A 16,955-nucleotide genomic window follows, 5' to 3' on the forward strand; every position below is an offset into this window, starting at 1 on the left:
AGTCTGCGGTCACCCTCGCCGAGACAACCCGAACACCATACCGCAATGGTTATGCGCAGATTGAATCGGGTGGTCAGGCACGGGTCGTGTCGGGACAGGGGGATCACGTAGATTAGAGCGGTTGCCGATCGGTCGTCTGTGAAAGGTTGTTCCGTTGACCGCCTCCCCTGAGGGATTGCCCGCCGAGGTTTCCCGACGGCGCACATTCGCGGTGATCTCGCACCCCGACGCGGGCAAGTCGACGCTCACCGAGGCGCTCGCGCTGCACGCCAGGATGATCTCCGAGGCAGGCGCGATCCACGGTAAGGCCGGCCGCCGCTCCACCGTCTCGGACTGGATGGAGATGGAGAAGGCGCGCGGCATCTCGGTCAGTTCGACCGCGCTGCAGTTCAACTACCGCGCCGAGGGCTCCGATATCGACAGCGTGATCAACCTGGTCGATACGCCGGGTCACTCCGATTTCTCCGAGGACACCTACCGGGTGCTCACCGCCGTCGACGCCGCGGTGATGCTGATCGACGCCGCGAAGGGCTTGGAGCCGCAGACGCTCAAGCTGTTCCAGGTGTGCCGCCATCGCGGCATCCCGGTCATTACCGTGATCAACAAGTGGGACCGGCCGGGCCAGGCGCCACTGGAGCTGCTCGACGAGATCAGCGAGCGGATCGGGCTCACCCCCACGCCACTGTTCCTGCCGGTCGGCATCGCGGGCGACTTCCGCGGATTGCTGCGCCGCGGCGCGGAGGGCGCCCCGCTCGAATACGTCCACTTCACTCGCACCGCCGGTGGCGCGACCATCGCACCGGAGGAGTCGCTGACCCCGGCGCAGGCCGAGGCGCGCGAGGGCGAGGCGTGGACCACCGCCGTCGAGGAGAGCGAGCTGCTCTCGGCCACCGGGCAGGACCACGACCAGGAGATGTTCCTCGCCGGGCAGACCTCACCGGTCATCTACGCCTCCGCGATGCTGAATTTCGGGGTGCGGCAGCTGCTGGAGACGCTGGTGTCGCTGGCACCCGCGCCGGGTCCGCGCCCGGACGTGCACGGCGGCGCGCGCGAGGTCACCGAGCCGTTCAGCGCGGTGGTGTTCAAGGTGCAGGCGGGCATGGACGCCGCGCACCGGGACCGGCTGGCGTTCATGCGGATCGTGTCCGGTGAGTTCGAGCGCGGCATGGTGGTCACGCACGCGCAGACCGGGAGGCCGTTCGCGACGAAATACGCGCTGACCGTGTTCGGCCGGGAGCGCAACACCGTCGACACCGCCTACCCGGGCGACGTGGTCGGCCTGGTGAACGCGACGGCGCTGGCGCCGGGCCACACGCTGTTCGTGGACAAGAAGGTGGAGTTCCCGCCGATCCCGTCGTTCGCGCCGGAGCACTTCGCGGTGCTGCGCGCCGAGAGCGCGGGCAAGTACAAGCAGTTCCGCAAGGCCATCGATCAGCTCGACTCCGAGGGCGTTGTGCAGGTGCTGCGCAACGACATTCGCGGCGACGCGTCCCCCGTGCTCGCGGCCGTCGGGCCGATGCAGTTCGAGGTGGTCACCGCGCGCATGCTGACCGAGTTCAATGTCGAGACCAAGCTGGACAACCTGCCCTACACGCTGGCCAGGCGCACCGATGCGGCGTCGGCGGAGGATCTCGGCAAGCAGCGCGGCGTCGAGGTGTTCACCCGCAGCGATGGTGCGTTGCTCGCGCTGTTCAGCGACAAGTGGCGGTTGCAGTACATCGAGAAGGAGTTCCCGAGCCTGACCCTGGAGCCACTGGTCGCGACGGCGGACTGATCACCCGGCTTCCGGTTCGCGCCGCACGGGCGGCGCGCCCGGGTCGCGTTCGACGGCGGAGATGACGCCGTCTTCGCGGGAGATGAGGCCCCAGCGGCTCGACGTCAGGCGCAGGCTCGGCAGGTCGCTGAGCGAGAGCACCACCTCATAGGTGCGTTCGTATCCGGTATGCGAAATGCGCCAGCGGCCGTCGTCGCAGCGGACATATTTGTCGGAGTAGAAGGCCGCGCCGCGGAGCAGCATGTTGTGGCCGGGGATGAGCACGGTGTCGGCGAGGTACCAGGTACCGGTCGCGGCGTCACCGTCGATGTCGATCTCGGGGTGGTCGCAGCGGTGCTCGGTGATGACGTGCGGACCCAGGGTGTTGCGCATGAACGCGAGAAACGCGTCGCGCGATTCGAACTGCAGGTATTCGCTGTAGGTGGCGGTGGCCTCGGGAATCATGGTGTCGGCGAAGTCATCCCAAGATTTCGTGTCGAGGGTGCGTAGGTAGCGGAACTTCAGCCGGCTGATCGCGGTGACGTCGTCCAGTGTGCGATCGTCGACGCGCCGTTCGCCCTCGCGGCGCTGCTGCTCGCCTGCGTTCACCCCGGTGACCCGGCCGCCGACGCCGATCGTCGGGTCGCCGCGCTGCTGTGCGCCGCGCCCCGAGTTGTTCCGTTCCTGCCCGCCACCACCCGCGCTCGGGTCGCCGCGGCCCTGCCCGCCGGTTCCCTGATCCATACTTAACAATCCCATCCGAAGCCCCGCAGCTTCATGATTTGGGAGATTTGTACCATCTGCGTCCGCTTGTTCGGCGCACGCCGCCTACCGCCCCCGTCGTGGCGGTGGTTCGCGGTTGCCCACCGCGCCACGCCGGACGTCGACACCCGCTCTCAGCTGGTATGTCGGCGGTATGCGGGGAATTCCCGCGTCAGTTCCCGATGGTGAAGCAGGTGCGGCAGAAGTCCTCGCCGAACTCGGTCAGGCGCAGACTCTTGCGCACGATCTTCGGTGCCCGGCCCGCCTTCTTCAGCGCCGCCTCGACTACCGGCTGCACCTCGAGCACCATGTATCGGCTGAGTACCACCGGGTCGTCGGAGACCATGGTCAGCCCGAGCCGGTTGAGGTTGATGAGGTAGAGCCGGGACCGGTCCGGGTAGCGGACGCCGGCCTGCTCGGGCACCGAGGTCAGATCCCCCTGCACGAGTTCGGAGCCGATACCGAGCGGGCGGTTGGTGCGCACATCGACCGAGGGCTGCGGGCCGTTCTGCGCCATGAAGCGCAGAATGCGCGCCTCGTCGGGGGCCAGTTCGTCGAGGATGCGGTCGTAGGCGGGGTGCACGTCTTCGGTGAAATAGACGTCGGCGGATCGAGCGAGCAGTGCGTCGCCGCGCCGGCGTAGTTCGTCGATGCTCGCCGAACGCAGATACGAGCCGACGGCCAGCGCCTGCTGCTGCGCGGTGCTGTTGTTACCTGGCCCGTTCGGCGTCGGCACATAGCTGACGATCTCGCGCACCGAGCCCTCGGTGACGCCGAGTGCGCTACGGGCTATGGAGCGCAACGCATTTCCGGTTCGCTCGGCGATATCGGCGGACGACTCACCGTCCAGCGCGGCCTGGGTGATCTCCTTGGTGACCTCGTAGGTGGTGCCGACCGCCCACTGCCCGCCGCGCACCACACTGCCCGCCGCGACGCCGGCCGCACGGAATACGCCGCGAATCAGCCGCGCCTCGTTGCTGATCTGCCGCTGTTCGACATCCGAGCTGCGCTCAACGGCGCGGGAACCGGCTCGGGCGATGTCCTGTCCGGTCCTGTCGTTTGCCACGTCATACTCCGATATCGCCAGGTGAACGAATCCCGCCCCACAGATTACTGCCCCCTGTGTCGCTGGTCATTGTCGCGGTCGGACCCGGCCGATGCGGCATTGCGCACAAACACTGTGACCGATGTCTCGGCGTGCGACACTGTGGCACCGCGCACTGGAGGTGGACCCCGCTGGTCATCTCACAACTCCGCCTCGCTGGCGCTCGGCTCCGTTGCGCGATGAACACGCTGTGTTCATGGTTCGCTCGCTACGCTCCCTCACATATAAGGTCCCGGTGCCGACATGGTGCTAACTTGATGTTCCGGTGAGGCGGCAGTCACCGGTGTGTCGGCAGGAGGGTGTCGTGTTGGAGAGTGTGTTCGGTGTCCACCCGACAATCCTCCTAGAGCTTCTGACTATCCCACTTTTCACGGGAATCATCGGCTACATCACCAACTGGACCGGCGTACTCATGCTGTTCCGACCGCTTGCCTTCCATGGCGTCCGACTACCCGGTCTTCGCGCGCTGTATCCCTTCCTGCCCAAAAGAATTCAGGTACTTCCGCTCCTGAGTTACGACGGCAGATTCGGCTGGCAGGGCATCGTCCCGTCCCGCGCGGACAAGATGGCGAGCATCGCGGTCGACAAGGGCCTGGCCAAACTGGGAAGTGTCGCGGATTTCTATCGCGAGTTGGAGCCGGACAAGCTCGCCGAGCATCTCGCGAGCATCGCCGACGAACAGATCCAGACGATCGTCGAAGATATTCTCAAACGGGAGCATCCACAGCTCTGGTACAACCTGCCGAGCCAAGTACGCGACATGGTCCAAGCCAGAGTCCGGCAACAACTGCCGGATATTCTGCGCGAACTGACCGATGAATTAGGCGCGAATATTGATCAACTGCTCGATGTGAAGCAGATGGTGATTCGCTACTTCCAGGGCAGGCCGCAACTGCTCAACACCCTGTTTCAAGTACTCGGTGCGAAAGAGTTGCGCTTCATGGTCAACTTCGGCTTCTACTTCGGCGCGCCGATGGGCGTCGTGCTGGTTGCCGTGCTGCATTTCACCGGATTGTCGTCGCTGATCGTGCTGCCGATCGGCGGTGTGATCATCGGCTGGGTGGTCAACTGGGTTGGCATCAATATGATCTTCGCGCCCGCCTACCCGAAGTGGTGGTGCCCGTGGCGGCAGGGTCTGCTGATCAAGCGCCAGTCCGAAATCACCGACGGCTACGCCGAATTGGTATCCAGTCAAGTACTAACGGTGGCCAACATCGGCGACGAGCTGCTCAACGGCCCACGCTCGGACCGCACCATCCAGATGCTCGAGGACACCCTGCGCCCCGCCGCCGACCGTGCGCTCGGCCCGGCCAGGCCCGCCGTCAAGTTCATGCTCGGCAGCCGCGACTACGACTCGCTGCAGGACACCTTCACCGCCGAGGCCATGGCCATCGCCCCGATCGCCTTCGCCGACCCGGACTTCAACATCCGCCAGGGCAGGCAGATCAACTCCTACATCGCCAAGCAGATGGCGGCGCTGCGGCCGCCGGACTTCGTCGACATGCTGAGATCGGCCATCAAGCAAGACGAGTGGCTGCTTTTTCTCCATGGCGGCGTGCTGGGCCTGTTCGCCGGATACGCTCATATTCTGATATTCGGAACAGGAGTGGCGACCACATGGCTGTAGCGAAATCCGACCCCGGCGACGATGCCGGGGCCGTCGAGCACTCCGCCACGGCCGCCGTGCCGTCGACCGAGCTGGCGCGACGGCCGGACAGCGAAGTCTTACGCCACGACGAATCACCTTCGCGGGTGGCCTATCCCATCGCCGGGGTACGCGCGGCGACCGGCGTGGCCAGGGTGGCCTGGTCCGCGGTGACCGGTGCGACCGCCTGGGGTGTCGGCACGGCGGTCGGGGTCACCTCGACGGTCGTGCAACGCAGCATCCAGGGCGTGCCGCCGCGAGAAGTACTGGCCGAGGCCGAATCCGAGGTGCGCGACCGGGTGCGCCGGGCGCTCGGCTTTCCCGAAGCGCCGAACGAGACTGCCGCGCAAGCGGTTCCCACGCTGCGCGAGCAAGGTGCGGCGCTGCTGCGACTGTCGGCGAGCACGCACGGCGACGACGAGAACCATCCGGCGTTCGCGGGCATGCTGGCCGAGCTGACTCCCGACGAGGCCAGGATCCTGCGCTTCCTGCGCCTGGACGGCCCGCAGCCCTCGATCGACATCCGGACCGGCCGCCCGCGCGCGCTCGGCGCCGAACGCGTCGGGTCGATGCTGACGCTGGTCGGCGAGCAGGCCGGACTGCGCTTTCCGAACCGGATTCAGCAGTACCTGACCAACCTGCGCAGGCTCGGACTGGTCGAGCACACGCGGGAACCGGTCGGCAATCCGCACCGATACCAGTTGCTGGAGGCGCAGGGGCCGGTGCGTGAGCTGCTGAAGCGGTCCGGGTTCGGCACGAAGGTCGTCTACCGCAGCGTGGCGCTCACCGGGTTCGGTGGCGATTTCGTGCGGACCTGCCTGCCGGTCGCGATCGAGGACGATCGCGCCGCCGGGCACTGACCGCCCCGTTGCCTGCCGGCCACACGAAGGCTCCGCGGCACTGGTGCCATCCGCCGGACCCGAGCGATCAGCGGGTCAGTGGTCCTCGGCCAGTTCCATCCAACGTTCTTCTGCGGCTTCCTTTTCCGCGATGACCTGCTTGAGCTCGGCCCCGAGCTCGACCAGCTTGTCCGGGTCCGTCGCGGCCTCGGCCAGCGCGGCGTGCAGTTGCCGCTCGCGTTCGTCGAACTTCTCGATGGACCGTTCCAGCTTCGACAGTTCCTTGCGGGCGGCCCGCTGGGTCGCGGCGTCGGTCACCGGCGCGGACTTGGTGTCGGCGGCACCCGACCGTGCCACGGCGTCACCCTGCGCGGCACGCTTCTTCAAGTACTCGTCGATTCCGCCGGGCAGGTTGGTGAGCTTGCCGTCGCCGAACAGCGCCCAGGTGGAGTCACAGATGCGCTCGATCAGGTAGCGGTCGTGGCTGATGACGACCAGGGTGCCTGCCCAGTTGTCGAGCAGATCCTCCAACTGCTGCAGGGTGTCGATGTCCAGGTCGTTGGTGGGCTCGTCGAGCAGCAGCACGTTCGGCTCGGCCATCAGGATGCGGGTCAGCTGCAGCCTGCGCCGCTCGCCACCGGACAGATCGCCGACCGGGGTGCGCTGCCTGGCCGGGGTGAAGCCGAGCCGCTCGGCGAGCTGACCCGCCGAGATCTCCTTGTCGCCCAGCATGATTCGCTGCGCGACCTGCTGCACCGCCTCCAGCACGCGCATATCGGTCGGCAGATCGTCGAGTTCCTGACGCAGCCAGCCGATCTGCACCGTCTGGCCTTGAATGCGTTTGCCCGCCGCCGGTTCCGTTTCACCGGCCAGCGTGCGCAGCAGGGTGGTCTTGCCGGAGCCGTTCACCCCGACCAGGCCGACCCGCTCCCCCGGCGCGAGCCGCCAGGTCAAGTCGCGCACCAGCTCCCGGCCGTCCGGCGTGGTGAGGGTGGTGTCCTCGAGCTCGATGACCACGCGCCCCAGGCGCTTTCGCGCGAACGCGGCCAGCGACACACTGTCGCGCGGCGCGGGCACATCGGCGATCAGCGCCTCGGCGGCCTCCACCCGGTAGCGCGGCTTGGAGGTGCGGGCCTTGGCCCCGCGGCGCAGCCAGGCCAGCTCCTTGCGGGCCAGGTTCGCCCGGCGGGCCTCGGAGGCGTCGGCCTGCCTGGCGCGCTCGGCCCGGGCGAAGATCCAGTCGCCGTAGCCACCCTCGTAGGTTTCCACCTTGCCGCCGACCACCTCCCAGGTGTTGGTGGCCACGGTGTCGAGGAACCAGCGATCGTGGGTGACAACCACCAGCGCGCTACGCCGGTTGAGCAGATGCTTGGCCAGCCACTGCACGCCTTCGACGTCGAGGTGGTTGGTCGGCTCGTCGAGCACGAGCAGATCGAGCTCGCGGACCAGCGCGGCGGCCAGGGCAACCCGGCGCCGCTCGCCGCCGGAGAGATTGTCGATGGAGGTTTCCAGGCCGAGCCCGGCGATGCCGATACCCTCCATCACCGACCGGATGCGCGGATTGGCCGCCCACTCGTGCTCGGCGACATCGTCGGTCATCGCGTCATCGGCCAGACCGGCCAGCACCACGTCGCCCACCGTCGAGCCGGGCGGCAGCACGCCGCGCTGCGTCACCGTGGCGATCCGCAGCCCGCCGACTCGGCTGACGCGCCCGCTGTCCGGCGGCTCCAGCCCGGTGAGTACCTCGAGCAGTGTGGTCTTACCGCCACCGTTCAGACCGACGACTCCGATGCGCTCGCCCGCGTGGACGCCCATCGATACGTTGTCCAGCAGCGGCGTGATCCCAAAACTCTTGGAGACCTGCTCGAGGTTGATCAGGTTGGACATGAATCCTGCTAGCCCGCCTCTCCGCGTCTTTTGCCGGCCGTAGGAGCCTACTCAACTCCCGTCGCGGGCCTGCGGCCGAGTACGTGATCAAGCTTTGGGCGTACCCGGCGAGTTACCCATGTACTCACGAAATCAGTAGTAGCCGGAGCGCACCACTCGTCAGCGCTTACCCGGGGCCTCGCCGCCGAGGACGCGGGCGCCGGGGACGGGGCCGCTCGCGGTCCGGACGCTGCGGCAGACGCCGGCGCCCGCGAGCTCCGCCGCCACCGCGACCGCGGACTCCTCGCTTTCGCACAGGAACGCGCAGGTGGGGCCGGAGCCGGAGACCAGACCGGCCAGTGCCCCCGCGGTGACGCCGGCGCGCAAGGTCCGGCGCAACTCCGGCTTCAGTGACAAGGCGGCCGCCTGCAGGTCGTTACCGAGCAGCGGGGCCAGCTGTTTCGGGTCGCCGAAGGCCAAGGCCTGCATCAGCTGTTGTGGTTCGCCGAGCCGAGGCGGCGTGCCGTGCTCGCGCAGCCGGTCGAGTTCGGCGAAGACCGCCGGGGTGGACAATCCGCCCTTGGCCAGCGCGAGCACCCAGTGAAAACTATTGCGGGACAACACCGGAAGCAGTCGTTCGCCGCGCCCCGTGCCGAGCGCGGTGCCGCCGTGCAGCGCGAACGGCACGTCGCTGCCGAGCTCGGCGGCCACGGCGGCGAGCTCGTCGCGGGTGAGCCCCAGATCCCACAGTTCGTTGAGTCCGACCAGCGCCGCGGCGCCGTCCGCGCTGCCGCCCGCCATTCCGCCCGCCACCGGAATGCCCTTGACGATGGCGAACTCCACCAGCGGCGCCCGGCCGGCCAGATGCGCCAGCCGGACCGCCGCCTGCCACACCAGATTGCTGCGGTCGGTGGGCACCTCGGCGGCGCCTTCGCCGGAGACCCGCACAGCCAGCGACCCCGCGGGGGCGATCTCCACGTCGTCGCTCAGCGACAGCGCCTGGAACACGGTTGTCAGGTCGTGGAACCCATCGGCGCGCAGGTCACCGACTCCGAGATGGAGGTTCACCTTCGACGGGGCGCGCACGGTGATGGGTTTCGGCACAACTGACAGCACGGTGCCCAAGCCTAACGGGTGGTTCCGGCCGTCGCGCCCCCCGATATCGGGCTTTCACCCGAGCTGAATCGGATGGTTACAGCAGCGCACCGCCGGTGGCGTCGAGCCACTGCCCGGTGACCCAGCGCCCGTCGGCGGAGGCGAGGAAGCCGACCACATCGGCCACGTCGGCGGGCTGGCCGAGCCGGTTCAGCGGCGACATGCGCGACACCGTCGCCACGGTCTCGGCATCGTTCAAGAAGTGCGCGTTCATGTCGGTGTCGATCACACCGGGTGCGACAGCGTTCACGGTGATCCCGCGGGCCCCGACCTCCTTGGCCAGCACGCTGGTCATGGCGTCGATCGCGCCCTTGGTCATCGTGTAGGCGATCAGCGCAGGCATGTGCGCCCCGTGGGTGAGGCCGGTGGAGATGTTGATGATCCGGCCGCCGTCGCGCATCCGGTCCAGGCCGAGCTTGGTCACGAAGAACGGCGCCTTGGTGTTGACCGCGAAGACGCGATCGAACGCGGCCTCGTCGGTGCCGGCGATCGGCTCACGGATGCCGTCGATGCCGGCGTTGTTGACCAGGATGTCCACCCCGTCCGCGTGCGCGTCGAAGGCGGCCCACAGTGCCGCGGCGTCGTCGGGTAGGCCGAGTTCGGCGCGGATGGCGAAGGCCGAGCCGCCCGCGGCCTCGATCGCGGCGACGGTTTCCTTGGCCGCCTCCTCGTTGCCGTTGTAGTGAACCGCCACCCGCGCGCCGTCCCGGCCGAGTCGTTCGGCGATGCCGCGGCCGATGCCCCGGCTGGCCCCGGTTACCAGTGCGGTCTTGCCTGTCAGTGCGCCCATGATGCGGCCCTTTCTCTAGCGATCACTACAGAATGAGACGCTAGCACATTATCTAGCGATCGCTATAGAATGTTTTCATGAGCACCTCCACCCGAGGCAGGCCACGCTCCTTCGATAGAGCGGCCGCACTGGACAAGGCCACCCGGCTGTTCTGGGCGCGCGGCTACGAGGCCACCTCGATCGGCGATCTCACCGCCGCGATGGGTATCGGCGCGCCGAGTCTCTATGCGGCCTTCGGCGACAAGGCGACGCTGTTCAACGAGGCCGTGCAGACCTTCGGCGCGCAATACGGCCAATTCATCGCCCGCGCGTTGGCTCAGGAGCCGACAGCCGAGGCGGCGGTGCGGCGGTTCCTGCGCGAAGGAGCGGCGGAGTACACCCGGCCCGACTGCCCGCACGGCTGCCTGGTGATGAGCGCGGGCGTGAACACGACGAGCGGCGAGATCGCCGACATGCTGCGCGGATTGCGCGAGCGGAACCTCGGCTTGATCAAGGAACGGATTCAGGCCGATATCGATGCGGGCGCGCTCGTCACCGACGTCGACGCGGCGACGCTGGCGCGCTACATCGGCACGGTCATGCAGGGGATGTCGCAAGCCGCGCGGGACGGGGCGAGCCGAGCGGAACTGGAGAAGGTTGCCGAGTTGGCGATGCACGGCTGGGCAGCGACGACACCGGAAGGATGAGGTCGCGGCGCGATAAATGGCCCTGAAGTATGAAAGGAAGAGCACCGGCACCGTGTGACGATCAACCGGTGATAGATCAGCCCGAAATACCCGTAGGACCGGCCATCGGCACGCGGCCGCAGCGGCAGGCTTCCGCACCGGCAGGCCGGATCTTCGCGGCATTGATCGGGCTATACGTCCTGGCCACCCTGCTCGGCTCCGCGGCGATGCTTGCGCTACAACCGATTTCGGGCATCGACCCGGCGGCGCTCGCACTGGTTCAATTCGGTCCGGTGCTCGGTGCGCTGGCCACCTGGCTCGCAGGCGGCAAGGTCGTGGGACCACTGCTTCCGGCGCCCGTGCCTGCCGGGCAAGTGCGGGTGAATCTCGGATATGTTCTGGCTGCCTGCCTGCTGTGCGGGTTATTGATCGCCGGGGCAATGACATTCGCGGGACACGATCCGATCGGGCCCGTCGGCGTCGGGGGTGTGCCCTTCGCGGCGTTCTTCGCGATACAGCTCGTCGGCGCGACCAGTGAGGAGATCGGGTGGCGCGGCGTGCTGCAACCGCTGCTGGAATTGCGGGTGCACCGGTTCGTGGCCATCGCGGTGACCGGTGCGGCATGGGCGCTGTGGCACGTGCAGGCATTCGGTGCCGGTCCGGTGGTCGCCGTGTCGTTCTTCGTCTCGGCGATGGCGTTCGCGGTACTGCTCGGCAGCTTCGGCACCGGTAGCTGCTTGCAGCGGATTCTGGTTGCGGCGGTGGGGCACTGGCTGATCAATGTCGGGATCTATCTGACCGCGGGGGACGACACGCTCGGCAGTCCACAGGTCGTGTTCATAGCGGTGGGTGCTGTTGTCGCGACCGCGGCGACCCTGGCAGTACGGTCGTGGCGGGCCCGCTGAACCGTCGTATCAACGCTTGCGTCAGATACCCTTGGGGGGTATGTTCGTTCATGTCGGGGTACCCCCGGCCCGTATGATGGAAAATGAGCGAAGGAGTCGGAGATGCCCAGTTCCACCTACACCGTCACGGGGATGACCTGCGGGCACTGCGTGAGCTCCGTCAAGACGGAGATCGGCAAGATCGACGGCGTCACCAGTGTCGATGTCGATCTCGCCAGCGGTGCGGTCACCGTCGACAGCGCGGCACCGATCGCCGATTCCGAGATCGTCGCCGCCGTGGACGAGGCGGGTTACCAGGTCGCCGTCTGATACAGGGCAGGCGGAAGTTCGCAGCCTCGTGCGCCGAATCCGGCCGAAGCCCTGCACTTTCGGATAGCGAGGTCGGACGGCACACCGGCCGTCCGGCCTCGCATCCAGCACAACAGGAAGCCGAAACGATCGACACGACGCAGGTCAGCAAGTAGGCGAGATCGGTCGCACTCGAGGTCGCGTCCCATGCGTAGACCCCCGAGTGCGAGCGCATATCAGCCCGATCTAGACTTCTCCCCCGGCGGCGCAGTGCACACCGCGGCGTTCACCATGGACGACACCATGGTCGAATCATCCACAGCCCCATCCACATCCGATGCCACACCATGTCAGGGTGACGGGCACTGCGGTCCACACTCACAGGTCTACCATCGACCGAACCGTCGATAGATGGTGTGACCTGCGCTTACCGCGCCGCGCGAATCGTGAAGAAGCACAATCGGATCGACGGCGCCATCGCGGGGATCAACAGCGCGGCGCAAAGGCAAAATGCCGTTATCCACAATCTGCATCACTAGGAATGGCCGATGGAACGCGTTGCCGATGCAAAATCGCCGCGCTCGTATTCGCCTCGGCCGCAACACAAACCGACCAGTACGCCTATCTCGTGGCGCTCCCCGCGGACGATGTTCTCAGGCTTGGGCAGCGAGGCGAACGAACGCGGCGGTGTCGAGCGTTTCACCGCGCGCCGTAGGGGCGATACCGGCGGCGACGAGGCGACGCTCCGCTTCGGCGGGTGACCCGGCCCAACCGGCCAACGCCGCGCGCAAGGTTTTACGGCGTTGCGCGAAGGCCGCGTCGACGACCTCCCAGACGCGGCGGCGATGGTCCTCGTCCATCGACCACGGCGGCTCGGCGTAGCGGTCGACGCGGACCAAGCCGGAATCGACGCGCGGGACCGGCCAGAAGACCTGGGTGCCGACGGCGCCCGCGCGCCGGACGGTGCCGAAGAAGCCAGCCTTCACACTGGGCACGCCGTAGATGCGGCTGCCCGGCGCGGCCGCGAGCCGGTCCGCCACCTCGGCCTGCACCATCACCAAAGACACTGCGATGCTCGGCAGTTCGGCCAGCAGGTGCAGCAGCACCGGAACCGCCACGTTGTACGGAAGGTTCGCCACCAGCGCAGTCGGCGACGCAGGGAGGTCGGCGGCGGCGACCCGCAGCGCGTCCGCTTCGACGACCGTCAACCGGTCGGCCAGTTCGGGTGCCCGGTCCGCGACGGTCACCGGGAGATACTCGGCGAGCACCGGATCGATCTCGACGGCCACGACCGAATCCACCACGTCGAGCAGCGCCAACGTCAGCGAGCCGAGACCGGGCCCGACCTCGAGCACCACATCGTCGCGCCCGACCCCGGCCGCCGTGACGATCCGGCGCACCGTGTTCGCATCGTGCACGAAGTTCTGCCCGAGCTGCTTGGTCGGCCGCACGCCGAGCCGCTCGGCCAGCACCCGCACTTCGGCGGGTCCCAGCAGCGCGGCACTCCCACGAGCGGCAACTTCAGGTTCGGACACCTGAAGAACCTATCAACCTCCGGGATCGCCCCTGCGCAAACCTGGCCTCGTCGCGGGGGCAGGCGTGCGCCGCAGGCCGTGGCACTACCGCTGCGGTGCCGATGCCTTCATGCGGCCGAGGAAGGAATCGATGGCCGCCCACATCGGCGGGTTGAGCTGGGTGTGCTTGCCGGTGCCGGTGACGGTCTGGAAATCGACGCCGTTGGCGGCGAACTGGGCGGCGAGTGCGGCGTGCAGCGGGGAGGGCACGACGGTATCGGTGATGTTGAGCAGCAACAGGATCGGGGCGTCGTAGCCGGAGGTCGGCACGGTTAGGTAGCGGTCGAGGGCGGAGCGGATGGGCTCGTCGGCGAGCGGCTTCGCGAGCAGGTCGCCGACGCCCAGTCCGCGCACGCGCTCGGTGATGCCGTCCAGACACAGGGTGCCGATACTGTCCAGGACCTCGCGGCCCTGCGGGGTGAGGTACTGGTCGACATCCACGTCGGGGCGGGCGGCACGCAGACCGGCCAGGATGCTGACGAAGAAGCTCATCGCGCCGTCACCGCCGCGGACCGTGGGGATGTCCGGGCCTGCCAGCGGCAGCACCTTCTCCACATCGGATTCGGGGTCTATCGCGATGGTGCCGCGGAAGTCCAGGTCGGGCGCGTAGGTGGCTTGCAGATGGCCGGTGCCGAGCGCGGCCTGCCCGCCCTGCGACACCCCGAGCACGGCCCAGGTCCGGGACAGTTCGGGGTGGATGGTGCGGGCGGCGCGCAGCAGGTCGATGGTGGCGGTGGCCTCGGAGGCGATCTCCAGGTACGGGTGCGGGCCGGTGTCGAAGCGGCCGAGTCCGAGGTAGTCCGGCGCGACGACGGCGAAGCCCTGGTCGAGCAGGCGCTGGATCAGCTGGTCCTCCTTGGACCGGATCTGCTGATAGGGATGGCCCGCCGGATCGGACTGCCCGCCGCAGCCTGCGCCGAGACCGCTGGTGCCGTGGTCGTAGGCGACGACCGGCCAGCCCGCCGCAGGCGGCGTGCCTTGCGGAACGAACAGCGCGCCGCTGGCCTGGCGCGGCGATCCATCCGATCCGCGCATCCAGTATTCGACCACCGAGCCGCCCGACACCCCGTGCCAGCCGTCCGGCTGGGCGGCGACCGAGATCAGCGTCCCCGGCGTCTCCGCGTGTGCCGGAGCGACATTCACGCACAACGCGACGCTGGCCGACAACGTGGCTACCACCACCGCACGCCGGCACACCTGAACAACCCTCATCGACCACACCTCACTGACCCGACCCACACCGTCACAAACCTGGACGAGTGTACAGATCAGCGGAATATTGCCAGTTCGCCGTGGCCGCTCAGCGAATCGAAGGCAACACGAAGGGGCTCCGTCGAGTAACCGCCATCACCCCGGACGCACAGATTCCCCGCACAGAGAATCGGAGCCGATCTCCATGCGGGGAATCAAATGTTATGCGGCAAGGGCGGTTCAGCTGAGGCCGAGGCGGCTGGTGCAGGCGGGCCAGGCACCCCAACCCTGCCGGGCGCGGGTGACCTCCGCGATGGCGATCTGCTCTTCGCGGGTCGCGAGGTCGGCGCGGGGAGCGTACTTCAGGCCGCCCTGACGTTCCCAGGTGCTCTGGTCGAACTGGATGCCGCCGTAGTAACCGTTGCCGTTGTTGATGCTCCAGTTACCGGTGGACTCGCACCGGGCCAGCGCGTCCCAGATCGCTCCGTCGCGCACCGGCGGCACCTCGGTGCCCGGCTTGGCGCCCTTGCGGATGGTCTTCGGCTGCGCGGTCACCGTCACCGTCGAGGCGATCGGCTTACGCTCCACCTCGGCGCCGTTGACCATGGTGACCGCGAACGTGACGTCCTGCACGCCCGGCGCGCCCTGGGTCTCCACCACCGAGCGGCTCATGTTCATGGTCGGGTCTTCGATCACGTTCTCCGGCGGGTCGAGCGGCAGCGTCTCCGTTCGTTGCTCGATCCGCTTGCGCGTCACCGTGATGCGGGTGCCGTCGGTGAGCGGGGTGGACGCGGCGGGCTCGACGGTGTCCTGCTCGATCAGCGGAATGCCCGCGACCGTGAGCAATTCGCCAACGGTCGGCGCGGCCAACCGGAGGTCGACCGGCGCGCCGCCGCCGTCGATCAGCGAGACCGCCCGCGGCGTCGCGACTTTCAGCGCGGCACCCTCCAGCGGCAGTTTCTCGGTGCGCGCAGGCGAGACGTACACCTCGCTCGGCAGGCTCAGCTGCTCGAGCGCCTCGCCCGCGGTGAGGCCGGTGGTCCACACCTTGCGGGCCTGGCCGTCGACCATCAGCTGGACCTCGCGCGCCCGGTTGAGCGTGATGGTGGCGCCGTCGCCGATCCGCGCGGCCAGCCCGGGGGCGACCCGGTCGCGCTCGGTCACCGCGAAACCGGCGGCTCGCAGCACCCCGCGCACATCGAGCGACATGGTCGTCTCGATCCGCTTCTCGCCGTCGACGACGACCGTCACCGTCTTGCGGTTCACGATCGCGAGCCCGGCGCCGACGATCAGCGTCATCAGCAACGCGCCGACCGCTACGTACAGCAGCGGGGAGCGAGACTGGTTGATCCTCGTGAATGGGGACATGGTCACAGTACGATAACGAGGGGTTTGGGGGTAGACAACCTTCACTGGCTTCAGCTGGAGCTATCAATATCACGAAAAGATATCGACGCCGCAGGTTGATCACGAAATGTGACCTACATAGTGATCTAGGCCACACTCGACATATCCAGTCCCCTTACGGGTACTCCAAAAGCCGAAAAATAGCGGTTCGACTAGATGCCGTAGACGCGCCGCGCGTTCGCCGTGCTGATCTTCGCCAATTCGGCGGGGTCCTGTTCGCGTAGTTCCGCCAGCGCGCGCACCGTGTACGGCAAGCAATACGGTTCATTGGGCGCACCACGGAATGGATGCGGGGTCAAATAGGGCGCGTCCGTTTCGACCAGAATGAGCTCATCCGGCACCACTTTGGCGGCTTCGCGCAACTCATGCGCATTCTTGAAACTCACCGTGCCGGAGAAACTCAGCACATACCCCTCGGCCACGCAAGCCAGCGCCATCGCGGTGTCCGACGAGAAGCAATGGAAGATAACGGTATTCGGCGCGCCCTCGTCCAGCAGTACCGTCAGCAAATCGTGGTCGGCCTCGCGATTGTGGATCATCAGCGGTTTGCGCAGCCGCTTCGCCAGGTCGATGTGCCAGCGGAAACCCTCGATCTGCGTCTCGATGTCGGCGCAGCCGTCGAGCTTGCCCGGCCAGTAGTAGTCCAGGCCGGTCTCGCCGATCGCGACCACGCGGGGGTCCTCGGCGAGACGCTCGAGTTCGGCCTTCGCGGCCTCGTCGAGCGCGTTGGCGCGGGTCGGGTGCAACGCGACGGCGGCGTAGACGCGGGAATCCCAGTGCGCGGCCCGCACCGCCCACTGCGCGGCGGCGAGATCGTCGGCGACGGTGACCACCTGGCCCACCCCGACCGAGGCGGCCCGGTCCACGATAACCGCGGTGGACGCCGCGTCGGTGGCGCCGCAGGCATCGAGGTGAGTGTGCGCGTCGACGATGGGGGCGAGCGGCTCCGGCAGGTCCGGCGCGGGGCGCTTGTTACTCATCGGACACCGCCGTGCTCAGCGGCATCGGCA

General features: G+C 67.8%; 15 protein-coding genes. 6 read left to right on the forward strand and 9 right to left on the reverse strand.

All coding sequences use genetic code 11. The features are described from left to right. Window positions 1-154: 154 nt before the first annotated feature. On the forward strand, window positions 155-1,774 hold the full coding sequence (locus ACIHA7_RS04095; protein WP_397285340.1) for a peptide chain release factor 3: 1,620 nt from the start codon (window positions 155-157) through the stop codon (window positions 1,772-1,774). Here the strand turns inward: ACIHA7_RS04095 and ACIHA7_RS04100 are convergent, their stop codons facing one another. Both ACIHA7_RS04100 and ACIHA7_RS04105 read right to left on the reverse strand, forming a co-directional pair. Further along, on the reverse strand, window positions 1,775-2,305 hold the full coding sequence (locus ACIHA7_RS04100) for a nuclear transport factor 2 family protein (RefSeq protein ID WP_397286498.1): 531 nt from the start codon (window positions 2,303-2,305) through the stop codon (window positions 1,775-1,777). A 382-nt stretch (window positions 2,306-2,687) separates the two neighbouring features. Beyond that, on the reverse strand, window positions 2,688-3,581 hold the full coding sequence (locus ACIHA7_RS04105; protein WP_397285342.1) for an Abi-alpha family protein: 894 nt from the start codon (window positions 3,579-3,581) through the stop codon (window positions 2,688-2,690). A 343-nt stretch (window positions 3,582-3,924) separates the two neighbouring features. Here ACIHA7_RS04105 and ACIHA7_RS04110 point away from each other — a divergent pair, with 343 nt between their 5' ends. Further along, on the forward strand, window positions 3,925-5,247 hold the full coding sequence (locus ACIHA7_RS04110) for a hypothetical protein (protein WP_397285344.1): 1,323 nt from the start codon (window positions 3,925-3,927) through the stop codon (window positions 5,245-5,247). Beyond that, window positions 5,238-6,125, forward strand: coding sequence for an Abi-alpha family protein (locus tag ACIHA7_RS04115; protein ID WP_397285346.1), 888 nt, complete (start codon window positions 5,238-5,240; stop codon window positions 6,123-6,125). The genes ACIHA7_RS04110 and ACIHA7_RS04115 overlap by 10 nt, the downstream gene beginning before the upstream one ends. A gap of 75 nt (window positions 6,126-6,200) precedes the next feature. Here the strand turns inward: ACIHA7_RS04115 and ACIHA7_RS04120 are convergent, their stop codons facing one another. The 3 genes from ACIHA7_RS04120 to ACIHA7_RS04130 form a co-directional block, all read right to left on the reverse strand. Next, a complete protein-coding gene (locus ACIHA7_RS04120) occupies window positions 6,201-7,991 on the reverse strand; it encodes an ABC-F family ATP-binding cassette domain-containing protein (protein WP_397285350.1) in 1,791 nt (596 codons plus the stop codon). 159 nt (window positions 7,992-8,150) lie between these two features. Then, entirely contained in the window at window positions 8,151-9,086 is a 936-nt protein-coding gene (locus ACIHA7_RS04125; RefSeq protein WP_397285352.1) for a 4-(cytidine 5'-diphospho)-2-C-methyl-D-erythritol kinase, read from the reverse strand. Window positions 9,087-9,162: 76 nt separating this feature from the next. After that, window positions 9,163-9,915: an SDR family oxidoreductase gene (locus ACIHA7_RS04130; protein WP_397285354.1), complete on the reverse strand. Its 753-nt coding sequence runs from the start codon at window positions 9,913-9,915 to the stop codon at window positions 9,163-9,165. Between the two features lie 77 nt (window positions 9,916-9,992). Here ACIHA7_RS04130 and ACIHA7_RS04135 point away from each other — a divergent pair, with 77 nt between their 5' ends. From ACIHA7_RS04135 to ACIHA7_RS04145, 3 genes are all read left to right on the forward strand, one after another. After that, window positions 9,993-10,601: a TetR/AcrR family transcriptional regulator gene (locus ACIHA7_RS04135; RefSeq protein ID WP_397285356.1), complete on the forward strand. Its 609-nt coding sequence runs from the start codon at window positions 9,993-9,995 to the stop codon at window positions 10,599-10,601. Between the two features lie 68 nt (window positions 10,602-10,669). Then, the gene (locus ACIHA7_RS04140) at window positions 10,670-11,485 is read left to right on the forward strand and encodes a CPBP family intramembrane glutamic endopeptidase (protein ID WP_397285358.1); all 816 of its coding nucleotides are present in this window, start codon (window positions 10,670-10,672) and stop codon (window positions 11,483-11,485) included. 102 nt (window positions 11,486-11,587) lie between these two features. After that, window positions 11,588-11,794 carry a heavy-metal-associated domain-containing protein gene (locus ACIHA7_RS04145; protein ID WP_397285361.1) on the forward strand — a complete coding sequence of 69 codons (207 nt, stop codon included), beginning with the start codon at window positions 11,588-11,590 and terminating at the stop codon, window positions 11,792-11,794. A gap of 632 nt (window positions 11,795-12,426) precedes the next feature. Here the strand turns inward: ACIHA7_RS04145 and rsmA are convergent. From rsmA to ACIHA7_RS04165, 4 genes are all read right to left on the reverse strand, one after another. Next, window positions 12,427-13,308 (reverse strand): 16S rRNA (adenine(1518)-N(6)/adenine(1519)-N(6))-dimethyltransferase RsmA, encoded by an 882-nt coding sequence (rsmA, locus tag ACIHA7_RS04150; protein ID WP_397285363.1) that lies wholly within the window; start codon window positions 13,306-13,308, stop codon window positions 12,427-12,429. Between the two features lie 84 nt (window positions 13,309-13,392). Next, window positions 13,393-14,559, reverse strand: a complete 1,167-nt coding sequence (locus ACIHA7_RS04155) for an alpha/beta fold hydrolase (RefSeq protein ID WP_397285365.1) — start codon at window positions 14,557-14,559, stop codon at window positions 13,393-13,395. Window positions 14,560-14,778: 219 nt separating this feature from the next. Beyond that, the gene (locus ACIHA7_RS04160; RefSeq protein WP_397285367.1) at window positions 14,779-15,906 is read right to left on the reverse strand and encodes a transglycosylase family protein; all 1,128 of its coding nucleotides are present in this window, start codon (window positions 15,904-15,906) and stop codon (window positions 14,779-14,781) included. 191 nt (window positions 15,907-16,097) lie between these two features. Beyond that, the gene (locus ACIHA7_RS04165) at window positions 16,098-16,925 is read right to left on the reverse strand and encodes a TatD family hydrolase (RefSeq protein ID WP_397285369.1); all 828 of its coding nucleotides are present in this window, start codon (window positions 16,923-16,925) and stop codon (window positions 16,098-16,100) included. Window positions 16,926-16,955 lie beyond the last annotated feature (30 nt).

It is taken from the genome of Nocardia sp. NPDC052316 (genome assembly GCF_044547795.1).
In the GTDB taxonomy this organism is placed as follows: domain Bacteria; phylum Actinomycetota; class Actinomycetes; order Mycobacteriales; family Mycobacteriaceae; genus Nocardia.